This is a genomic window from Streptomyces changchenzhani (assembly GCF_039766235.1).
Lineage (GTDB): Bacteria > Actinomycetota > Actinomycetes > Streptomycetales > Streptomycetaceae > Streptomyces.
Genome location: NZ_JBDHNH010000007.1, coordinates 453,921 through 469,713, shown reverse-complemented (window position 1 = coordinate 469,713; position 15,793 = coordinate 453,921). Strand labels below are relative to the sequence as shown.

Annotated in this window: 17 protein-coding genes, 1 tRNA gene and 1 pseudogene; 8 read left to right on the top strand and 11 right to left on the bottom strand. The window is 65.3% G+C overall.

Annotated elements, in window-relative coordinates; genetic code table 11:
- Window positions 1-16: 16 nt before the first annotated feature.
- On the bottom strand, window positions 17-355 hold the full coding sequence (locus ABCR94_RS23940) for a hypothetical protein (protein ID WP_347122006.1): 339 nt from the start codon (window positions 353-355) through the stop codon (window positions 17-19).
- Between the two features lie 1,022 nt (window positions 356-1,377).
- Between ABCR94_RS23940 and ABCR94_RS23935 the strand changes: the two genes are divergently transcribed.
- Window positions 1,378-1,530, top strand: a complete 153-nt coding sequence (locus ABCR94_RS23935) for a hypothetical protein (RefSeq protein ID WP_347122005.1) — start codon at window positions 1,378-1,380, stop codon at window positions 1,528-1,530.
- Between the two features lie 83 nt (window positions 1,531-1,613).
- Here the strand turns inward: ABCR94_RS23935 and ABCR94_RS23930 are convergent, their stop codons facing one another.
- The 4 genes from ABCR94_RS23930 to ABCR94_RS23915 form a co-directional block, all read right to left on the bottom strand.
- A complete protein-coding gene (locus ABCR94_RS23930; RefSeq protein ID WP_347122004.1) occupies window positions 1,614-2,540 on the bottom strand; it encodes a protein-L-isoaspartate O-methyltransferase family protein in 927 nt (308 codons plus the stop codon).
- A 216-nt stretch (window positions 2,541-2,756) separates the two neighbouring features.
- Complete coding sequence (locus ABCR94_RS23925) at window positions 2,757-3,698, bottom strand: radical SAM/SPASM domain-containing protein (protein ID WP_347122002.1); 942 nt, start codon at window positions 3,696-3,698, stop codon at window positions 2,757-2,759.
- A gap of 111 nt (window positions 3,699-3,809) precedes the next feature.
- Window positions 3,810-3,885 (bottom strand) — tRNA-OTHER (locus ABCR94_RS23920).
- A gap of 626 nt (window positions 3,886-4,511) precedes the next feature.
- Window positions 4,512-4,703, bottom strand: coding sequence for a hypothetical protein (locus ABCR94_RS23915; RefSeq protein ID WP_347122000.1), 192 nt, complete (start codon window positions 4,701-4,703; stop codon window positions 4,512-4,514).
- 221 nt (window positions 4,704-4,924) lie between these two features.
- Between ABCR94_RS23915 and ABCR94_RS23910 the strand changes: the two genes are divergently transcribed.
- Window positions 4,925-5,746 carry a helix-turn-helix domain-containing protein gene (locus tag ABCR94_RS23910; protein WP_347121999.1) on the top strand — a complete coding sequence of 274 codons (822 nt, stop codon included), beginning with the start codon at window positions 4,925-4,927 and terminating at the stop codon, window positions 5,744-5,746.
- Window positions 5,743-5,952 (top strand): DUF397 domain-containing protein, encoded by a 210-nt coding sequence (locus tag ABCR94_RS23905; protein ID WP_347121998.1) that lies wholly within the window; start codon window positions 5,743-5,745, stop codon window positions 5,950-5,952. The genes ABCR94_RS23910 and ABCR94_RS23905 overlap by 4 nt, the downstream gene beginning before the upstream one ends.
- Window positions 5,953-6,089: 137 nt before the next feature.
- Here ABCR94_RS23905 and ABCR94_RS23900 read toward each other — a convergent pair whose 3' ends face one another.
- Together ABCR94_RS23900 and ABCR94_RS23895 are read right to left on the bottom strand one after the other, a co-directional pair.
- Entirely contained in the window at window positions 6,090-6,860 is a 771-nt protein-coding gene (locus ABCR94_RS23900; protein WP_347121996.1) for a hypothetical protein, read from the bottom strand.
- Window positions 6,861-6,886: 26 nt separating this feature from the next.
- Window positions 6,887-7,735, bottom strand: coding sequence for a hypothetical protein (locus tag ABCR94_RS23895; RefSeq protein ID WP_347121994.1), 849 nt, complete (start codon window positions 7,733-7,735; stop codon window positions 6,887-6,889).
- Window positions 7,736-8,023: 288 nt separating this feature from the next.
- On the opposite strand from ABCR94_RS23895, the pseudogene ABCR94_RS23890 reads away from it, so the two are divergent.
- The 3 genes and pseudogenes from ABCR94_RS23890 to tyrS form a co-directional block, all read left to right on the top strand.
- Window positions 8,024-8,290, top strand: a pseudogene (locus tag ABCR94_RS23890) (metallopeptidase TldD-related protein); the annotation flags it as partial.
- Window positions 8,287-9,678 (top strand): metallopeptidase TldD-related protein, encoded by a 1,392-nt coding sequence (locus ABCR94_RS23885; RefSeq protein WP_347121993.1) that lies wholly within the window; start codon window positions 8,287-8,289, stop codon window positions 9,676-9,678. The pseudogene ABCR94_RS23890 and the gene ABCR94_RS23885, both read left to right, overlap by 4 nt.
- A gap of 45 nt (window positions 9,679-9,723) precedes the next feature.
- Window positions 9,724-10,992 carry a tyrosine--tRNA ligase gene (gene tyrS, locus ABCR94_RS23880; RefSeq protein WP_347121992.1) on the top strand — a complete coding sequence of 423 codons (1,269 nt, stop codon included), beginning with the start codon at window positions 9,724-9,726 and terminating at the stop codon, window positions 10,990-10,992.
- Window positions 10,993-11,068: 76 nt separating this feature from the next.
- Here the strand turns inward: tyrS and ABCR94_RS23875 are convergent, their stop codons facing one another.
- Window positions 11,069-11,347 carry a GlsB/YeaQ/YmgE family stress response membrane protein gene (locus ABCR94_RS23875; protein WP_347121990.1) on the bottom strand — a complete coding sequence of 93 codons (279 nt, stop codon included), beginning with the start codon at window positions 11,345-11,347 and terminating at the stop codon, window positions 11,069-11,071.
- Window positions 11,348-11,561: 214 nt separating this feature from the next.
- On the opposite strand from ABCR94_RS23875, the gene ABCR94_RS23870 reads away from it, so the two are divergent.
- On the top strand, window positions 11,562-11,936 hold the full coding sequence (locus ABCR94_RS23870; RefSeq protein ID WP_347121989.1) for a DUF3099 domain-containing protein: 375 nt from the start codon (window positions 11,562-11,564) through the stop codon (window positions 11,934-11,936).
- 297 nt (window positions 11,937-12,233) lie between these two features.
- Window positions 12,234-12,437, top strand: a complete 204-nt coding sequence (locus ABCR94_RS23865; RefSeq protein WP_347122049.1) for a hypothetical protein — start codon at window positions 12,234-12,236, stop codon at window positions 12,435-12,437.
- Between the two features lie 18 nt (window positions 12,438-12,455).
- Here ABCR94_RS23865 and moaA read toward each other — a convergent pair whose 3' ends face one another.
- The 3 genes from moaA to ABCR94_RS23850 form a co-directional block, all read right to left on the bottom strand.
- Entirely contained in the window at window positions 12,456-13,445 is a 990-nt protein-coding gene (gene moaA / locus ABCR94_RS23860) for a GTP 3',8-cyclase MoaA (protein ID WP_347121987.1), read from the bottom strand.
- Between the two features lie 160 nt (window positions 13,446-13,605).
- Entirely contained in the window at window positions 13,606-15,240 is a 1,635-nt protein-coding gene (locus ABCR94_RS23855; RefSeq protein ID WP_347121986.1) for a monocarboxylic acid transporter, read from the bottom strand.
- Window positions 15,237-15,602, bottom strand: coding sequence for a DUF485 domain-containing protein (locus ABCR94_RS23850; protein WP_347121985.1), 366 nt, complete (start codon window positions 15,600-15,602; stop codon window positions 15,237-15,239). Before ABCR94_RS23850 ends, ABCR94_RS23855 begins: the two co-directional genes overlap by 4 nt.
- Between the last annotated feature and the right edge of the window lie 191 nt (window positions 15,603-15,793).

Sequence of the window (15,793 nt, the reverse complement as noted above, 5' to 3'; positions counted from 1 at the left end):
CTCCCCTTAGTTCAGCTCAACTATCCGTTGAAGGCCACAAGAACGGTTCGTCGTCGGCGTGTGTCTCCCGACAAAGAAAAATATTCCGTTCCGGCTGCTTATCGGCAAGATCTTTGAGCTTGTTCAGCAGCCTAGGCATACCTGCATACAGCAGCCCAGCCATGCCTTCGTATTCTACTTGGCTAACAAGTGCGGCTATAAGCTCGCGCAAGGACAGCTTCGTGATGAAAAACGCGCAAAGTTGCGCCGCATCGTTCTCCTGTGGCGCCTGTTCCAGCAGGGAACGCAACACTTCACGCATCCCGCTTATGTTTTGCTGCCCATCGATAATCACAAGCGAATAAGGAGCTGGCATTATGTATGCGTCTAGCGGCCAACCTTCCATGGACCCGTCGGAGCGGAAGATACCCCCCGGGGAGGGGCCAGCTGGGGGTATCAGCCTAATCTGGAAGCCGGAGTAATATAGCAATGCCAGATCTGCCAGGGGCGACCCGGAATACATTCCGACGTCCCGTATTGCAGGCAGAGTAGGAGACTGTGGAAACTCCCATAGTTTGTGCTGAGGACGGTCGATTTGGAAGGCTAAGCTATGCAGAAGCTCAAGGGAGCGGTTTCCTTCCAACTGCTGAGCCGCTTCTCGTGTCCCCGCTACAGTGCGTGCGATGCAAAGTTTTGTCCGGTTACGGATATACCTGATGCCAACGGGGCTGCGTGGAGCCTCGCGGACATCTAGATTAGCTTCAGATTTTCCGCGACCTTTCCGAGAGCGGCCATTTTCCCAGTCCGCTTTAAGCAGTTGACCGGACTTCATTGGCTTAGCCAACAAGATTTTCGGTGCTGTGCCAGTGGGCACATTAGGCAGCCCAGTGCGAGGTGTTCGAGCCTCGCTAACGTTGGCTTCGGACGCTTCACTCACCAAACACGTGAGGCGAAGATCAAAACCATCCCAGTCCTCTGAGGGCTTGCCGGCTACGGGCCGCTTGTCCATCTCCGCCAAGGTGTAGGCCAGGGCCATTGTGGCTCTGTGGCTCAGCGAGTCGCCCACCAGCAGCCTCCGCACAGTGGCGGTACTGAGGGCGTCTCCTCGCTGACCCGCTCGGCGAGCCACCTCAGCCAGGGATGGCATCCCCGCCCGCGCCCGCAGCTCCTTCAACCACTCCAGCCACGTGCGGAGAGGCCCATCGGGGATCGACGCAGGGATCTCTACCGCTCTGCTTGCTGATCCCGCCAAGGTTTTCCTCCCCCGCCGTGGTGTCCGGTAGGTGTGTCACCACGATTCACCACGATTCTTTGCACCTCACAGCGTACCGCCGCAGAACATCGCCGCCACGGCTCGCGGAAGCTCAACTCACCAGCACAGAAGGAGTGGTGAGCGGCATGAAGCTCGACAAGGAGTGGTGGCGAACCGTTCGATACGCCATCCAGGAGGAAGGCCGGACGGCCCGTCTCATCGGCGTCCTCGTGACGGTGGGAGTCGTCGCGGCGGTACTGATCATCGCCAGCAACGGGTTCTCCGTGAGCGTGGGCTGAAGGAGACAGAGCGTTTGAGGGCGGGCCCTCAGAGCATAGAAGAGCCCCCTCCCATCCAGGAGGGGGCTTCTTCTTGTGTGGCCTCAGCCGACAGTGGCGCTCCAAGCGCCTCGACTGATGGTGCAGGTGCCTTCCGGAGTGATCTCTACACGGGCACCGCTCAGAGGAAGCGCCCCCTCTGTGTTGAGTCGGTTCCGGATTCTCTCCAGGTCGTCATAGAGACGCCTCGGGCCGCCCTGTTGAACGGTCGGAACCCCGGTCCACACCCCTTCTGCACGAGCCCAGGACCCGTCAGGGTGGATCATCCCGGCCTTTCGGTGGTCCTCCGGGCCTTCTTCGAAGCGATGCCGGATACCAGGCACAGTCAATTCGAGCATTGACCAAACATCGTAAGACTCCTGAACGTCCAAGACCGGATAGCGGCCCGTGGAGAAGTCTTCCCCTTCAAGGTTGTCGATTTCCTCGAACTTCAGGCCGGGGCTCAACGGGTAGTCAGCGCCCTGGCGGGTGCGCATGAAGGCTGCACGGTCTGCTTCTACGCGGCCAAGGGCACTTCCGTCAGCTTGCTTGTCTGCTGTGACGACAAGCCAGGTGCCGGCGAGCGTCGTAACGAGCCGACCCCCAGGCCGCAGGGCAGTCAGCCACGAAGCGGGCACAGACCTCGTGGAGACGGTGGCGATGATGCGGTCAAAGCTCCCTGGCAACTGGCCTGTGATGTCACAGACGGCCACCTCAGGGCGAAGGCCGATGGCGTCCAGCCGTTCCCGAGCAGCCGTCACCAGGTACGAATCCACATCGAGACTCGTCACATGCTCCGAGCCAAGACGCTGACAGGCCAGGGCAGTTCCATAGCCCGATCCTGTCGTCACAAGGATGTCCGAGTCATCAGCAATCATCGCGTGCTGATACAGCCGGACCACGAGCCCCGGAAGAGTGGAAGAGGACGTGGGCAGCCCGTCAACCACCTTCTCCTCCGTCGTGTCCGCGTGGGAAGACCCGATGCGGGTCACAAGGGTTCGGTTCGAGTAGGCCGCGGTGGCCCATGCTTCAGGGTCCCCCGGACCATCCTGGAGTGCCCATTGCCCCTTGCTGGCCTTCCACCAGCGAGGGACGAAGAGGTGCCGAGGAGTGGACGCCAGCGGACCGCGCCAGCGGGAAACAGGGTGGGCGACATCTGCCGCGAGTCGGGCGGCGTGAGATTGCCACTCCAGCATGGAGACTCCCCTTCAGTGCTTCGGGTTACAGGCCGGGGTCTCTGCCGGCGAGCAGTCGCCCCCGTCCTTGTCGGGGTTGCACGCCTTCAGTGTGTCGAAGTCGTCCGCACCCGGCGACGGGTCGCAGGAGTCTTCCTTAGGAGTGCAGCTATCCGGGACACAGCCGCCCACAGTCCTCGGAATGACGTCGTTCTGCTGCTGCCACAGAGGACCAGACAGGATCGAAGTGAGGGACTGCGCTCGCACGTTTCCGGCAGGAAGCCAGCGCGACATGACGCACGGAGTCACGACACCATCAGGGCTGATGGCTGCGCGGTCGACTCCGCATCGACCACACAGCTCGTTAGGGTCGTTGAACGTGACGTCTGTGGAGCCCTTGCCGATGGCACGGACACGGTCGAGCCGGATTTCGCCAGTGACGCCGAGGGATCGTAGTTCGGCCCGCGCTTCGTTGACGCGCTGATCCTCAAGGACATGCACGAGCGAACCGCGCAGAGGGATGCCACGACGGATGGCCTCGGTGATGTTTCCCTTGGTCCGCTTGTAGGACCCACGACCACCCGTGATCTCCTCGTGCTCCGCCTCGCTGTCGCTGTAGTAGCTCGTCGCCAGACTCACGCCCGGCAGAGCCAGGGCTTCCCACATCGTTGAGCGGATGTGTACGAGGTTGGAGAAGACCTCTACGCGCATCTCGAAGTCCAGAGCGCGGCGGATGAGCTGAGGGAGGTACGGGTGAAGCGTCGGCTCACCACCGATGTACTGAACCATCCGCACGCCTGCGGCTGACGCCTGCCTCAGAACCTCTTCCCAGTCCGTTCGGGTCATAGTTCCGTGAGTGCCCTGAGGCCCCGACCCTGCATAGCAATGGGATGAGCAAGTGTTCTGGCAGAGCCCAGTCAGTTCCAGGGCAAGAGACTTGATGGTGTTCGTCGGCGTTTCGAGAACGGCTGTCATGGTGTCCTCTCGGAGTACAGGCAGGGAGCCTTTCGGCTGCCTGCCCATCACCAAGCAGACAGCCGAAAGGCGGGTGTTGCGTCACTGCCCCACACATCGCAAGGGCAGCAGTTCCCAGGTCCGGACTTGAACCGGAGTCGTCTGCGCGGGGGCCGCGCAGTGCTCTTCCTGACTGAGCTACAAGGGAGTGAGTCTCCGCCCCTGCCGGGCTTCCGGATGGCGGCGGGGGGAGGGCCATCCGGGGACATCCGACAGGGGCGAAGTTTTAGCGGGCAACTAGGTCTTGAATATCCTTCGCCCGAAGTTGTTGGCCTGCTCTGGCCGTGATCTTCTCCATGCAGGGCTCACAGGCGTATACATCAGCAGTCCCACACGGTGTGTGCGCGGAGCCGACCCACAGCACCCGAACGTGCAGCAAGTGGCAGTAGAACCAGCAAGCCCCCGTGACCCACCGATTTCCGTCATCCGTAACTGGAGAACGGGGCTGAATATCAAACGCCATCGTGGGGATAGCGGTTGTGCCCATACCTACAATCTCCTGCCAGGCATCACAGCCACCAGCGTCAACAGCCATCCGGAGAATCGGAGGATGCCGGCAGTTGCCCGAGTGCCTTCAGGCGCAGGGTTTTGTTTACTTGCAGCTCGGCAATCTCCTGCTGAGTTGCCGACCGTACGTGACGAGTCCGTGCGTCCCACGACAGGCCGGATGGCCTGACAATGGAAAGCTCGTCTCCGTTGATCGCAACCACAGTCCCCGTTTGGCACCTGATCTCGTCCCTCACCATGTCGTTCACCGCCACCACGTTTCCCTCCTCAGCACCTAGCCGCCTTCAGGATCTTGGTCAGCTTCCTGGCCGTTGTGATGTTGACCCGTCCGAGGTTGATCGTGGGACGCGAGCCCTCTTCGTCGATGTGCAGCGACCGGAGGTCGATGCCGACGCCCGACAGTGCGGCGGACAGCTCGGCATACGCGGTCTGCGCGTCAGCCTTCGTCGGGGTGCTCACATCTACCGGCGTCTGAGGTAGTTGGGCGGGGTGCATCATGGCCAGCTCTCTCGTCGGAGCAACTCACTGTGTGTAGTGCCAGGGTGGCGCATCTGCCGTACGCTCAGAAGAGTTTCAAGTCCCAACCTGGGGTTTGGTCACGGCGGCATATGCCAAAGCGTCTGACCAGCACAGTTGTTGGTGGCGCAAGCCGTGCCCAGAGTGGTGGTCAAGGGGAAGCCGTGAGCGTGGAACAGGAACTCGAAGACCCGCGGAAGCAATTTGGGGATGAGCTGAAGAAGGCGAGGCTCCTGCACCCACCGGGCCGCTTAACGCAGACGGACCTAGCTCGGAAGGCTCGGACGTCCAAGAGCCAGATCAGCCGGATAGAGAACGAACACGGCTACATCCCCCCGGCCCTGCCGCCGCTCTTCGATGAATTCTTCGGCACAGACGGACTGTTCAAACGCCTGCATGACGAGATCACAACACAGTCGTTTCCCGCCCTCTATCAACAGCGCATGACGTTGGAGCGCGAGGCGGTAGAGGTAGCGGAGTGGTCTCCTACCCTCGTTCCGGGGCTACTTCAGACGCCCGCCTACGCAGACGCCATCCTTAGAGCTGGTGACCCCCGGGCCAGCGACCAAGAGATCGCGCGTCTGGTCAGCGCTCGTCTCAGGCGTCAGGAAGTCCTCTGGGGGCCTACACCTCCAGACCTGAGGGTGGTGCTTTGCGAGTCCGTGCTACTCCGCCAGATCGTCTCTGCGGAGCTGATGCGCGACCAGCTGAAGGCGCTCCTCCAACACGCAGACCGCCCCACCAGTTCGCTTCAAATCCTCCCCCTCCGGGCTGCACCTCACCTGTTGATGGACTACGGAGCATCCTTTCTCACCAACAAATCCCACGTGACTATCGTCTGTGTTGAGACGTACCGTACGGCGGGCATGGTGGACGACCCTGAGCTAGTCCGGGCCGCCACTCGTGCCTACGATGGGCTTGTCGGTGAGGCCCATCCCCAAGGGATGAGTGCAGACCTCATCAGAGACCTACTGGAGACCCTGTGAAGCACGAACAGCCCTCGGCCCCTTGGGTCAAGTCCAGTTACAGCGGCCCTGAGGGCGGCAACTGCCTTGAGTGGGCTCCTACCTCTGCTGCTCTCTCAGGTCTCGTGCCCGTTCGTGACAGCAAGGCTCCTGAGCGCCCGGCGCTCGTGCTGTCCGCTGATGCATGGACCGCGTTTCTGCCTCTCGCTAAGGCGGCAAAAGCCTGAGTCACGCAGGACCACAGGAAGCCCCCAAGCATGCCCCGTGGGCTTCCGTATTAGGGTCACTGTTCAGACCTCGTAGACTGTGACTGAAGGCCCCTCCCCGTATCCCTGGGAGGGGCCTTCGTTGCGTCCGAGAGAGGTCAGGCTGAGATGGCTGCCTGCCTGTAGCGATAGGCGGTGCTCTCTGCGATACCAAGGGCCTCCGCAAGCTTGGGGCCCGTGATCTTCACGCCCTTCCGCTTCAGCTCTCTGCCAACCGCCTCTACCTCCTCCAGCGGGACAGCGCCCCGAGAGCCACCCTTCTTACGTCCCGCTTCGACCAGTCGAAGGTGCAGCTCCTGAGAGGTCTCCTCGGTCTCCTGAGACAGCTCCCCCGCTCGCGCGGCAAGGTAGTCGCACTCTCTCGCCAGATCCCGCGAGCCAAGGAGGAGAGAGCCAGCTACCTCCACCGTGAGAGAGAGGATCACGGCTCGAAGCTCTTCCATCTCCTCAGCAGCGGTCTTCACCTGAGAGGGAGTCTCTGCCATGTGCATCATGTGAGCGATCACCAGGGGCGGGACCGCGCTGACAGCCACCACCAGGAGGGCAGAGGTGCCCATGTAGTCCTGTGCCATCAGGTGAGAGATGGACTGGGCACACATGGCCAGTACCAAGGCCATGCCAGCACCTATGAGAGCGGTCACCTGTCCGGGAAGCTGAGCCCGTCTGCGATAGGCGGCGATAGCCGCCGCAGCGAGTGCGTAGACCGAGACACAGACAGGCATGGCGTAGGCGTAGTTCTCAGACCATCCCGCAGTGCGAGCCATGGCTATCTCTCCGGGGATGGAGAGGTACAGGGCAGCGAGGCAGGCGGCGGGGATAGCGACCCGAAGCACCAGCTTGACGTACCAGGGCAGGGCAGAGCTATTCACAGTGATCCTCTCGGTTGCGGGGTAGCTCAGTTGCCTGATTGGCAGTCACGGCAGGTGCCGCCGACGTGGCCCAGGGGGTAGGGCCTGTGGCACTCCGGGCACGCGGTGCGGGCCACCGAAGAGCGCGGCGCGGGGACCCCGAGAGGGGTGGCGGCAGGCTCCGGGCGGTGGTTCATGAGTCGGTAGGTCACCAGGGCCGCAGCAGACTCGACAGACGGCGGCAAGACCCGAGTGAGGGCCCGAAGGACTTCCATCTCGTGGAAGCCGTCCGCGAGCCAGCTAGCAGCCAAGGGAGCCAGCCGCAGAACTTCGGACGTGTTGAGACGAAGCCGCCCGTCGTGATCGCCCAAGCGGCCAAGGCAGGCCGCAGCTCGACCGATCACGGCATCGCCCGGCTTGCCGGCGGGCTTGTCGTCGTTGCTGATCTCCGGAGAAAACTCCTCCTCCTCGCTACTCACAGCTTCACTGCCTGACGGCTGCTCAGCGGGCTCAGGGGGGAGGTCATTTCCCTCCGGTATTGATCCCTTGGGATAGCCGCCGACAGCCTGACCGGTCGGCGCTCCGACAGTCGGCATGGTGTCGGTCGGGTGGTCCGAGACGGAGGTGAGCGTTACCCACTTGCCCGTCTCGGGGTCCTGGAGCCGTGCACGCTGTACGTAGCTCTGCTCAACGAGGGTGTTCATGGCGTTGCTAACGGACTTCCGTCCGTTCGGTACGCGGGCGGTGATCCCTTCCACCGTGGCCTTGTTCGCATCAGGCATTGAGAGCAGCCGAACGAGGAGCCCGAGGGCTTCCAAGGTCAGGCTGCTGCTTCTCGCGATCTCGTTGGGAATCTGTACGTAAGCACTGACGTGCCGAGTACGCTGGACGCGCATCTAGAGGTCCACTCTCTAGGTGTCTTCCCACCAGGTTCGCCCTGGCGGGCACCCCCGGAGGCTGCTACCTCCGGGGGTTAGTTGCTTCCCGTGAAGGTACGCGGCCAGATCACGGGGCGCAACCTATTCGTTGGACCTCGGGCCTGTCAGAGGTCGACACCAAGTCATCACCAGACCCCGCGCAGTCCGGTTTCAACCGGTATGAACAGGGATTGAGGCTGAGCCATGAAACAGCGTCTGACCTGCGGAAACCCTAATCAGAGGGGTATGCCCCCTCCCTGTCCTGTCAACTTCCAGTTCACCGGCCAGCGTTTCTTCCGGATCGAGAACGGGAAGCTCGCGGGCCAGCTGCGCGATGTCGCCTACCAGGCGACAACCACCGACTTCTGGGGCTCGATGGAGAAGGTCGGCGGCCCGCAGACCTACGTCCTGGGCGGCGCCTTCAACTGCGGCAAGGCCCAGCCGGGCCAGGTCGCCGCGGTCTCGCACGGCTGCCCTTCGGCTCTCTTCCGAGGCGTCAACATCCTCAACACCACGCAGGAGGCCGGTCGATGAGCCGCACAGCCAAGCCGTACGAGATCGTCGAGCGGGCCCTGGAGCTGTCGCGCGGCGACGGTCTGGTGGTGATCGCCGACGAGCAGTCGTCGGCCAATCTGCGCTGGGCGGGCAACTCGCTCACGACCAACGGGGTCACCCGCGGCCGCACCCTGACGGTGATCGCGACCGTCGACGGCGCCCGGGGCACGGCTTCGGGTGTCGTGTCGCGCTCCGCCGTCACCGCCGACGAGCTGGAGCCACTGGTGCGGGCCGCGGAGGCGGCCGCCCGGGGCGCGGAGCCGGCCGAGGACGCCCAGCCGCTGGTCTCCGGGGTGCCCGCGTCGCCCGACTTCAGGGATGCCCCGGCCGAGACCTCGTCCGCGGTCTTCACCGACTTCGCGCCCGCGCTCGGCGAGTCCTTCGCCCGCGCCAGGGCCGGCGGCCGCGAGCTTTACGGGTTCGCGAACCACGAGATGACCTCCAGCTACCTGGGTACGTCGACGGGGCTGCGGCTGCGTCACGACCAGCCGAACGGCACCCTGGAGATCAACGCCAAGTCGCCGGACCGTACCCGCTCGGCCTGGGCCGGGCACGCCACCCGGGACTTCAAGGACGTGGATCCGGCGGCGCTCGACGCCGAACTGGCGAAGCGCCTGGGCTGGGCCGAGCGCCGGATCGACCTCCCGGCCGGCCGCTACGAGACGCTGCTGCCGCCGACCGCGGTCGCCGATCTGCTGATCTACCAGCTGTGGTCGTCGGCGGCCCGGGACGCCGCGGAGGGCCGTACGGTCTTCTCCAAGCCGGGCGGTGGAACCCGGGTCGGCGAGACGCTCTCCGGGCTGCCGCTGACGCTGCGCAGCGACCCGAACGAGCCGGGGCTGGAGTCGGCGCCGTTCGTCATCGCGCATGCCTCGGGCGACGACTCGTCGGTGTTCGACAACGGGCTGCCGCTGAAGGCCACCGACTGGGTGCGCGACGGGAAGCTGGAGCGTCTGACGACGACCCGGCACAGTGCGGGCCTGACCGGGCTACCGGTGGCCCCGGCGATCGACAATCTGATCCTGGACGGCGGGGGCGAGCGGTCCCTGGACGAGATGGTCGCCGCCACCGAGCGCGGGTTGCTGCTGACCTGCCTCTGGTACATCAGGGAGGTCGACCCGGCGACCCTGCTGCTGACGGGGCTGACCCGGGACGGCGTCTACCTCGTGGAGAACGGCGAAGTGGTGGGTGAGGTGAACAACTTCCGGTTCAACGAGTCGCCGGTGGATCTGCTGTCGCGGGCCGCCGAGGCGGGACGCACCGAGAAGACGCTGCCTCGCGAATGGGGCGACTGGTTCACCCGGGCCGCGATGCCCGCGCTGCGCATCCCGGATTTCAATATGAGTTCGGTCAGCCAGGGCGTATAACCTCGGACTGCGAACCGTAAACATCACCAAGGAGACAAGAGAACCGTGACGGACATCGTCGACGAACTGCAGTGGCGCGGGCTGATCGCCCTTTCCACTGACGAGGACGCATTGCGGAAGGCGTTCGCGGACGGTCCCGTCACGTTCTATTGCGGCTTCGACCCGACCGCGCCCAGCCTGCATCTCGGCAATCTGGTCCAGATCCTCACCATGCGCCGGATCCAGCTGGCGGGCAACCGCCCCCTGGGCCTGGTCGGTGGCGCGACGGGGCTGATCGGCGACCCCAAGCCGAACGCGGAGCGCACCCTCAACGACCCCGAGACGGTCGCCGCCTGGGTGCAGCGGCTGCGCGGGCAGATCGAGCGGTTCCTCGACTTCGAAGGACCGCACGCCGCGACCATGGTCAACAACCTGGACTGGACGTCGGGTCTGTCGGCCATCAGTTTCCTGCGGGACATCGGCAAGTACTTCCGGGTCAACAAGATGATCGCGAAGGAGGCCGTCTCGCGGCGGCTCAACTCCGACGCGGGCATCAGCTACACCGAGTTCAGCTACCAGATCCTCCAGGGCATGGACTTCCTGGAGCTGAACCGGCGCTACGGCTGCACGCTGCAGACCGGCGGCAGCGACCAGTGGGGCAACCTGACCGCGGGCACCGACCTGATCCACCGGGTCGAGCCCGAGGCCGCTGTGCACGCGCTGGCGACAACGCTGATCACCAAGGCCGACGGTACGAAGTTCGGCAAGACGGAGTCGGGCACGGTCTGGCTCGACGCCGAGCGGACCACGCCGTACGCCTTCTTCCAGTTCTGGCTGAACGCCGACGACCGGGACATCTCGAAGTTCCTGCGCATCTTCAGTTTCAAGTCCCGCGAGGAGATCGAGGAGCTGGAGAAGCTGACCGAGGAGCGCCCGCAGGCGCGCGCGGCGCAGCGGGCACTGGCCCAGGAGCTGACGACGCTGGTGCACGGCGCCGAGCAGTGCGCCGCCGTCACCGCTGCTTCGAAGGCGCTCTTCGGCCAGGGTGAGCTGTCCGAGCTGGACGAGCCCACCCTGCGTGCGGCTCTCTCCGAGCTGCCGCACGCCGAGATCGCCGCGCTCGGGTCCGTCGTTGATCTGCTCACGGAGGTCGGTCTGTCCGCGAGCAAGTCCGCCGCCCGCCGCACGATCAAGGAGGGTGGGGCCTACGTGAACAACGTCAAGGTCGCCGACGAGGAGACCCCGGTGGGCCCGGAGCAGCTGCTGCACGGCCGCTGGCTGGTGCTTCGCCGGGGCAAGAAGAACCTGGCGGCGATCGAGGTCACCGGAGGCTGAGCCGTCGGCGGGGCTGTACACGAACGAAGGGCGGCCGCACGCTCAGCGCATCGGGCCGCCCTTTGTCGTACCCGGGTCAGGTTCGCTGCCTGCCCTTGCCCCGGATCGCGGACCAGAGCATGTCACCGACACCGACCACGGCGACGGCACCGATCAGCTGGAGGATGTGCCGTCCCCAGTCGATGCCCTTGGTCTCGTTGATGCCCATCCAGGTGGCGACCGCGTTACCGAGAATGCTTCCGAGAATTCCGAACACAGTCGTCAGCCAGAGCGGGATCTCCTGTTTCCCGGGGAGGATCGCCTTCGCGATCAGTCCCAGGATCAGTCCCACGACGATTGCCCACAACCAACTCATGTCGCCTCCTCATGCGGCGCGGTTCGCGCATGTCCGACCAGTCTCGGACGAGGCACCGTAAGGCGCCTGTCGGACAGCGCCATACGTGAATCGGCGGGGTGCGCACACCCGGACCGGGGACGCCCCGGTCTCGAACCCGGCGGAGCCGCGGCGTAACGTGGGATGTGTCCGGTCCGGGGAGTGCCCGGCACAGGAAATCGGGTGGTGAAACGTGATGCGGAAGCAGCGCAGCGCCGAGGTCGTCCGGATTACCGGGGCCCGGCAGAGTCTGGCCGATGACATTCGCGGCAGGCAGCGCCGTTACATCATTTCGATGTCGGTCCGCACTGTGTCGGTGGTGCTGGCCGCGGCTTTGTGGAATGTGGAACGGCACATCGCGATCGTGGCCCTTGGGCTGGGCGTACTCCTGCCGTACATCGCGGTGGTGATCGCCAACGGGGGCCGGGAGAACACCCCCTCACTGCCCTCCGCCTATATTCCGACGCCGATACGGCCGGCCATCGACCCGCCTTTGGGAACGGTCGGCACGGAATCCACCGCGGAAGCGGCCGAGCCCGACCGGGAACAACGACCGCACGAACAGAGCTGATCTTTCCCAGTCCGCAAAGCTCAAGAAAAGCTCAGATCAATCATGAAGTTCCGGTGCACCGCACCCCATGTCGCGTGACATACTTCGTAGGCGCTCCGCATCCCCCGTCGGAGCGACGGACCGACGCCGGGCAGCTCCCCCCGTGGCTGCTCGGCGTCGCCATTTTCCGGGGGTTTACGACGCGGCTCTCGGAGCCGGAGCTGATCTAGGGTTGAGTGCGTGAACTCCCCCGACACTCCCCGCTCCCCCGATTCCCCGGACGCCGCCCGCTCCACCGCAGCCGGCACCACTGCCACGATCTGCTCGGCCAAGGCCTGTCGCAACGGCGCTGTCTGGGTCCTCGTCTGGAACAACCCCAAGGTGCACACACCGGATCGCCGCAAGACCTGGGTCGCGTGCGAGGAGCACCGCGAGCATCTCTCCCATTTCCTGGACCTACGGGGCTTCCTCAAGGACGTGGTGACGCTGGAGCAGTGGGAGTCCGTCCCCAGGGACGGCTGAAGGCCCCTGGGGGTGTCGTCAGCCGCCGATGGCCGACATCGGCCGGTCGGGCTGCAGGAAGGTCGGGTCGTCGAGACCGGAGCCCGCCTTCTTGCCCCACATCGCGAGCTTCCAGAACCGGGCGATCTCCTCGTCCGGTGCGCCGGAGCGCAGGGCGGCACGCAGGTCCGACTCCTCGCGGGCGAAGAGGCAGGTGCGCACCTGCCCGTCGGCGGTGAGCCTGGTGCGGTCGCAGGCCGCGCAGAACGGGCGCGTGACGGAGGCGATGACGCCGACCCGGTGCGGGCCGCCGTCCACGACCCAGCGCTCGGCGGGGGCCGAGCCGCGCTCTCCTTCGCCCTCCTCGGTGAGCGTGAAGCGCGTACGCAAAGACGCCAGGATGTCACCGGCGGTGATCATGCCGTCGCGCTTCCAGCCGTGCTGGGCGTCCAGCGGCATCTGCTCGATGAAGCGCAGCTCGTATTCGTTCTCCACGGCCCAGGCGAGCAGCTCGGGGGCCTCGTCGTCGTTGAGCCCCGGCATCAGCACGGCGTTGACCTTGACCGGCGTCAGACCGGCCTCGCGGGCCGCTGCCATGCCGTCGAGGACGTCCTGGTGGCGGTCGCGGCGGGTGAGGATCTTGAAGACGTCCGGGCGCAGCGTGTCGAGGGAGACATTGACCCGGTCGAGCCCGGCCGCCTTCAGTGCGGCCGCGGTGCGCTTGAGCCCGATGCCGTTGGTGGTCAGGGACATCTGGGGGCGCGGCTGCAGGGCCGCGCAGCGCTCTACTATCCCGACGATCCCGGGGCGCAGCAGCGGCTCGCCGCCGGTGAAGCGCACTTCGGTGATGCCAAGGTCGGTGACGGCGATGCCGATCAGCCGCACGATCTCGTCGTCGGTGAGCAGATCCGGCTTCGCGAGCCACTGCAGGCCTTCTTCCGGCATGCAGTACGTACAGCGCAGATTGCAGCGGTCGGTGAGTGAAACACGCAGGTCGGTGGCGACCCGGCCGTAGGTGTCGATGAGCATGTCGACCTCCTCCCCGATCCGTGAATTCATCATTGTTGAACGCTGTCGAGCCTACGCGACGCCTCTGACATCAACAGGGGCCCGATGTCACCAGAGCGGCGCGGCCGCGTCGTAGGACTCTACGACGCGGCCACGGAGGGGTGCGGTGGGAGAACCGGGGTCAGTGCGCTGCGATGCCGGTGAGCGACTTGACCTCCAGCTCCGCGTACTTCTCCTTGTCCACGTCGTCCTTCGACAGCACGGCCCCGAGCCAGCCGAGCAGGAAGCCCAGCGGGATCGAGATGATGCCGGGGTTCTCCAGCGGGAACCAGGCGAAGTCCACGCCGGGGAACATCGACGTCGCCTTGCCGGAGACCACCGGGGAGAAGAGCACCAGGGTCACCGACGAGGCGAGGCCGCCGTAGATGGACCACAGCGCGCCCTGGGTGGTGAACTTCTTCCAGAACAGGCTGTAGAGGAGCGTCGGCAGGTTCGCGGACGCGGCGACCGCGAAGGCGAGGGCCACCAGACCGGCCACGTTCAGATCGCGGGCGAGTGCGCCCAGCGCGATCGAGACGACACCGATGGCCACCGTCGCCCAGCGGGCGGCGCGCACCTCTTCCTTCTCGGTGGCCTGGCCCCGGCGGATCACGTTGGCGTAGATGTCGTGCGCGAACGAGGACGAGGACGCCAGTGTGAGGCCGGCGACCACCGCGAGGATGGTGGCGAAGGCGACCGCGGAGATCACGGCGAGCAGGATCGCGCCGCCGGTGGAGCCTGCGCCGCCGCCGATCTCCAGCGCGGCCAGTGGCGCCGCCGTGTTGCCCGCCTTGTTGGAGGCGATGATGTCGGCCGGCTTGAGCAGCGCCGCGGCGCCGAAGCCCAGCACGATGGTCATCAGGTAGAAGCCGCCGATGATGCCGATCGCCCAGTTCACGGACTTACGGGCGGCCTTGGCCGTCGGGACCGTGTAGAAGCGGATCAGGATGTGCGGCAGGCCTGCGGTGCCCAGGACCAGGGCGATGCCGAGCGAGATGAAGTCGAGCTTGGAGATGCTGGTGGCGCCGTACTTCAGGCCGGGCTCCAGGAACGCCGAGCCCTTGCCGCTGTTCGACGCGGCGCTGCCCAGCAGGTCGGAGACGTTGAAGTTGAACTTCAGCAGGATCAGGAAGGTGATCAGCACGGTGCCGGTGATGAGCAGGACCGCTTTGACCATCTGGACCCAGGTGGTGCCCTTCATGCCGCCGATGGTCACGTACACGATCATCAGGACGCCGACCAGGGCGACGATGAGAATCTTGCCGGCGTCACTGGTGATGCCGAGGAGCAGCGAGACCAGCACGCCCGCGCCCGCCATCTGCGCGAGCAGGTAGAAGATCGACACCACGATGGTGGAGGCGCCCGCCGCGGTACGGACCGGGCGCTGGCGCATCCGGTAGGCGAGGACGTCGCCCATCGTGTACCGGCCGGAGTTGCGCAGCGGTTCGGCGACCAGGAGCAGGGCGACCAGCCAGGCGACCAGGAAGCCGATGGAGTAGAGGAAACCGTCGTATCCGAAGAGGGCGATGGCGCCGGCGATGCCCAGGAAGGACGCGGCGGACATGTAGTCGCCGGAGATCGCGAGGCCGTTCTGGAAGCCGGTGAACTGCCGGCCGCCCGCGTAGAAGTCGGCGGCGCTCTTGGTCTGGCGCCCCGCCCAGACGGTGATGATCAGCGTCGCGACGACGAAAAGACCGAAAAGGGTGATGATCAGCGGGCGGTGCTCGCTGGCGTCACCGGCCGCGGCGAGCTGGACCGTGGTCAGCGCGGTGCTCATACGTCGGCCTCCATGCGGGACTTGATGGCTTCCGCCTTCGGGTCGAGCTTCGTCGCGGCGTGGCGCGAGTAGAACCAGGCGATGAGGAAGGTGGTGAGGAACTGGGCGAGGCCGAAGACGAGGGCCACGTTGATGTTGCCGAAGAGCTTGGTGCCCATGAAGCCGCCCGCGTAGTTGGACAGCAGGACGTACAGCAGGTACCAGGCGATGAAGGCAATGGTCAGGGGGATGGCGAAGGCACGGTGCGAGCGGCGCAGTTGCCCGAATTCGGGGCTGTTCTGCATCGCGACGTACTGCTCCGTGGTGGGTCCTGCTGTACTCAAGTCCGTGCCGCCCTTGGGCGGTGGGGCATCGGTTGCCACGGATTCTCCTCGCGACGGGGTGCGGTCGGGGTGCGGTCGTACGAGCTCACTGCCGGGGGGCGGTGGTGCTCGTCCCTCTGACAACGGCACGGAGCGCACGGCGACGCGGTTCGACATCGCCATTATCTTTTCCGAACTCGTTGATACGAACGCATGATCGGCGCTAGCTTCACTCGTCATGTACCCGCTCA